This is a genomic window from Methanoregula sp., assembly GCF_002835825.1.
Taxonomy (GTDB): Archaea; Halobacteriota; Methanomicrobia; order Methanomicrobiales; family Methanospirillaceae; genus Methanoregula.
In genome coordinates this window covers 1-4,664 of record NZ_PIZH01000177.1, presented here as the reverse complement: position 1 = coordinate 4,664, position 4,664 = coordinate 1, and the positions used below count along the sequence as shown (strand labels likewise).

The window sequence follows — 4,664 nt, the reverse complement described above, 5'->3', positions numbered from 1 at the left end:
TGATGATACAGTTTGCCTGTTTCATTGCCTTGAACCAGGCATCCCGGATCTTCTCTACCTGATCTGAAACAATGGTATAATACGTAACGGGAATTTTGTTCTCCCTGAGGATCTGTTCGATTGCTTTTCCACTGGTATCATTTTCCCTGGTTCTTGTAGTCGAGACAGTAATAATGGCAGCAGAGATTTCAAAGGGCCGGACATGGGCATGGCTCATAATACAGTGATGTTATCTGTCCCGGATTAAGAGAATTCTGTAATAATTCAGAAGACTGGCCACCGGTTATTGTACCTTTCGAAACATGATAACAGACATCTCCCTCCTTATCGATCTTCTCCGATAGGGGGCGTTAACATTTTCCGGGGTTTTTCTACTCTCTTGAGAATGTTCAGATACTCTCCGTTATTAAGGAGATTATTTCCTGCTCTCTCATACACTTCTCCTGCTTTTTGATCGTTTTCCAGGCCAGTAACTAGGAATGCCAATCATTTCAGAGATTCTCGAAAAGCCCTGCAATTCTGAACACCCATCTATCTGATGATTTTTCCGATACGGAGAGTCATTTGCAGTTCTCTTGACCTTTTATGCACAGGAGGATTGCAATAAAACCCCTGTTTTTCAGAACCTTTACGTCGAAGGAGTTTCTAAAAAGGGGGGTTTCTAACTATTTTCACAGGGAATTTTTCGTGGTGGACACCCCTTGGTTTCTTCTGGAAACACCTCAGCCGGGTCCGGCTTGTTTCCATCTCATTAGCTGAAACAGTGTTTTGGGTTGCGACCCTGCCAACATCATTTCACTTAATTTATATAGTATTAAAGATAAATTTAGAAATGGCTGTTATTTTGAAAATATCAATAAGACACCTGTTGATATTATTTCCATTCCACTGGAAATAAAGGGGTCTCCCCCGGATCCTTATTAAACTTTGTTCTACATTGCTGGGCAATATCGAAGAGGAAGCCAGAATGCATAATGAAGATAAACCGGGCTTAAAATGGAAAACGAGGTCAAAACAATATACGCATATTTCTCCTGTTTTCAAAAAAGAACAAATTATTATGCGATTTCCATGGGAAATAGAGGGGTAATGAATAGTCAGACAAACCGATCGTTATTTACTCTCAACCCACTAACTCTCAGCTCCTCAGTGTAACCATGCCGGAACCAGAAGACCCCTCAACAGGATTATTCAAAAAATATCTTACCAATAACCGGATATTCAGGGATCGGGAAGTGCTGCGGCACTCTTACCGGCCCCAGATCCTCCCGCACAGGAAACCGCAGATAGATGAGGTAGCCTCAATTCTTGCCCCCTCCCTCCGGAACGAGACCCCCTCAAACATCCTCATCTATGGAAAGACGGGGACCGGCAAAACGGCCTGTGTCCGTTATGTAGGCACGGAACTCGAGAAAGCCAGCAGTAAGATGGGGACCCTTTGCCGCATTGTCCACTTAAACTGCGAGGTTATCGATACCCAGTACCGGGTGCTGGCTCAGATCGCAAAATGCCTTGACGTTGTCGATGAGCAGTCAAGCGATAAGACCCGGACTCATATCCCGATGACCGGGTGGCCGACCGACCAGGTGTATGCAGAACTCAAGAACCAGCTGGAAGCCGGTGGGGGCGTTCTCGTAATAGTCCTCGATGAGATTGACAAGCTGGTGAAAAAGAGCGGCGATGACACACTGTACAACCTTACCCGGATTAATGCGGATCTGAAAAATTCCAAGGTTAGTATCATTGGGATCTCCAACGACTTGAGCTTCAAGGATTTCCTGGATCCCCGTGTTCTCTCCTCGCTCTCAGAAGAAGAGATCGTTTTCCCTCCGTATAACGCACCCCAGCTGGTGGATATCCTTGCCCAGCGCGCTGAACAGGCCTTCGTTGCCGGTGCGATCGCAGAAGGTGTCATCCCGCTCTGTGCTGCACTTGCCGCACAGGAACACGGCGATGCACGGCGGGCCCTCGACCTTTTCCGGATCTCCGGGGAACTTGCCGACCGGGACGAGGTATCCACACAGGTGACGGAAGGGCACGTCAAGCAGGCGCAGGCAAAGATCGAGACGGACAGTATGATCGAATGCATCGCAACGCTGCCGACACAGAGCAAGCTGATCCTGTATTCCATGCTCATCCTGGAACAACTGGGACAGAATATCTTTACGAGCGGTGAAGTCTCACGTATATACCAGGACATCGCCCCGTCCATTGAGCTCGACGTGCTCACCCACCGGCGGATCACCGACCTGATCTCTGAGCTGAACATGCTCGGCGTCATCAACACCCGGGTCGTCAGCCGCGGGCGGTATGGCAGGACCAAGGAGATGTGGTTTGATGCCAATACGGGCAAGATCCGCGAGGTCGTCTTAAAGGACACCCGCCTCAACGGTCTCAAGGATCTCGATGTCTCCCAGATGGAAGCCAAGTGGCTCAAGACTTGGTTCAGGTGAACTATGACGGATGAAAAGGATCTCGAGCTCCTCCGCATCCTGGAGGAGAACAGCCGGCTGTCGACAGAAGAAATAGCGACCATGACCAGCCTCGCAGCAGCTGAGGTTGCACGCCGTATCGGGGCCCTTGAAGCCGGAAAGGTCATCAAACGCTACTCAACGGTAGTCAACTGGGAGAAAGCCGGAAACGGGGAGGTCTCTGCCATCATCGAATTGAAAGTGAGCCCTGAGCGGGATTTCGGGTACGACCGCATTGCCGAACGCCTGTCACGGTTCCGCCAGGTCAGGAGCCTGCGCCTCATCACCGGTACATATGATCTCCAGCTCATTGTTTCCGGGAAGAATATGCAGGAAGTGTCCCGGTTTGTCTCCGAGCATGTGGCCCCCATGGACCGGATCCGCGAAACGGCCACGCACATCATCATGAAGTCGTATAAGGAGAACGGCAATACCTTCTTCGAACAACCCGAGACGGAACGCCTTCCCTACAGCCCGTGAGGTGCAAGGATGCGGAATTTTGTCTCACAACGGGCCCAGGAGATCCCACCCTCGGGAATCAGGAAGTTTTTCGATCTTGTCCTGACCATGGACGATGTGGTCTCTCTCGGGGTAGGAGAACCGGATTTCAACACTCCCTGGAACATCTGCGAATCAAGCATATACTCGATTGAACAGGGCGGGACATCCTATACCTCCAACCGCGGGCTCCAGGCACTGAGGGACACCCTCTCGCGCTATCTCGCCCAGCACTATGGCGTACAGTATGACAGCAATAACGAGATGGTCATCACCACCGGGGTGTCAGAGGCACTCGATATTGCTGTCAGGTCGATCACAGACCCCGGCGATGAAATTATTGTTGCCCAACCCAGCTATGTCTCGTACGGCCCCTGTATCACCCTTGCCGGGGGGAAGCCGATCCCGCTCCGTTGTACTGAGAAGGATCACTTCAAGATCAACCCGGACGCTCTTGCGGAACAGATAACCCCGAAGACAAAGGCGCTGATCATGAACTTCCCGAACAATCCGACGGGGGGGGTCATGACGAAGAGCGATCTCGCCGCAGTCGCGGATATCATCATTGATCACGATCTCGTGCTCATCAGTGACGAGGTCTATTCAGAGCTGACCTATGAGGGGAGTCACTGCGTTGCGGCAACGGTGGGCGACCTCTGGGAACGGACGATCACCTTAAACGGGTTCTCCAAGGCATATGCCATGACCGGGTGGCGGATCGGGTATCTCTGCGCGCCAAAAGAACTCTGCGATGCGGCACTGAAGATCCACCAGTACGTCATGCTCTGCGCCCCCGTCATGGGGCAGGTGGGGGCTCTCGAAGCGCTCCGTTCGGCCGAGGAAGATAAGAACAGCATGGTGAACGAGTACCGCCTCCGCCGCAACCTGTTCGTGGCCGGACTCAACCGCATCGGCCTTCCCTGCCATATGCCGGAAGGCGCGTTCTATGCGTTTCCCTCTGTCGAAAAAACGGGGCTTTCGGACACGGAATTTGCCGAGCGCCTGTTAAAGGAACAGAAGGTTGCTGTGGTCCCCGGCAGTGTTTTTGGTCCCGGTGGCGAGGGACACCTGCGGTGTGCCTATGCTGTTTCGAGGAAGGACCTTGGCGTGGCGGTTGAGCGGATGGACCGGTTCCTCCAGAGCCTGAAATAACGGAAATCCGGGCTCACCACACTCCTTTTTCAAAAAGACACGCAATTATCGCCTCCCTGTTTCAGGGAATAGTTTATTGGGAAACTCGCACAATACTACATGAAACAAAAATGAGCTGTTCAATCATCGTTGGTGGATTTTTCGGGGATGAGGGAAAGGGCAAGGTTGTTGCCCACATTGCCCACAAGGACAAACCCACAATCATCTCCCGCGGCGGTGTAGGCCCGAATGCCGGGCACACTGTCCAGGTTGGAACCAAGGAATATGGCGTCCGTATGGTTCCATCCGGTTTTGTCTATAAGGATGCGAAGCTGTGCATCGGCAGTGGGGTTCTCGTTGACCCCCGGGTCCTGAAACACGAAGTCGAGACACTGGGTGTCAGGGGTCGCGTATTTGTCGACAAGCGTTGCGGCATTATAACAGAAGACCACATTGCCCGCGACAAGGGGAGTGCCCACCTTTCAAAGAAGATTGGCAGCACAGGCTCCGGCTTGGGGCCGGCAAATTCCGACCGGTGCATGCGTACCTCCCCGCAGGCAAAGG

5 protein-coding genes are annotated in these 4,664 nt (G+C 52.1%); 4 read left to right on the top strand and 1 reads right to left on the bottom strand.

Annotated features, from left to right (window positions below; all coding sequences use genetic code 11):
* Positions 1-217, bottom strand: a 217-nt coding sequence (locus CW742_RS07550) for a molybdopterin-binding protein (protein WP_292418637.1), incomplete at its 3' end; no start/stop codon positions are given.
* Positions 218-1,157: 940 nt separating this feature from the next.
* Here CW742_RS07550 and CW742_RS07545 point away from each other — a divergent pair.
* The 4 genes from CW742_RS07545 to CW742_RS07530 form a co-directional block, all read left to right on the top strand.
* Positions 1,158-2,453 (top strand): ORC1-type DNA replication protein, encoded by a 1,296-nt coding sequence (locus CW742_RS07545; protein ID WP_292418635.1) that lies wholly within the window; start codon positions 1,158-1,160, stop codon positions 2,451-2,453.
* Positions 2,454-2,456: 3 nt separating this feature from the next.
* Positions 2,457-2,951 (top strand): Lrp/AsnC family transcriptional regulator, encoded by a 495-nt coding sequence (locus CW742_RS07540; protein WP_292418632.1) that lies wholly within the window; start codon positions 2,457-2,459, stop codon positions 2,949-2,951.
* A gap of 9 nt (positions 2,952-2,960) precedes the next feature.
* Positions 2,961-4,121, top strand: coding sequence for an aminotransferase class I/II-fold pyridoxal phosphate-dependent enzyme (locus CW742_RS07535; RefSeq protein ID WP_292418629.1), 1,161 nt, complete (start codon positions 2,961-2,963; stop codon positions 4,119-4,121).
* Between the two features lie 110 nt (positions 4,122-4,231).
* A partial coding sequence (locus CW742_RS07530) for an adenylosuccinate synthetase (RefSeq protein WP_292418627.1) occupies positions 4,232-4,664 on the top strand: 433 nt, incomplete at its 3' end.

Excerpts from the sequence above, each read along its gene's own strand:
- CW742_RS07545 (WP_292418635.1), top strand. The coding sequence starts at position 1,158 with ATGCCGGAACCAGAAGACCCCTCAACAGGATTATTCAAAAAATATCTT.
- CW742_RS07540 (WP_292418632.1), top strand. The coding sequence starts at position 2,457 with ATGACGGATGAAAAGGATCTCGAGCTCCTCCGCATCCTGGAGGAGAAC.
- CW742_RS07535 (WP_292418629.1), top strand. The coding sequence starts at position 2,961 with ATGCGGAATTTTGTCTCACAACGGGCCCAGGAGATCCCACCCTCGGGA.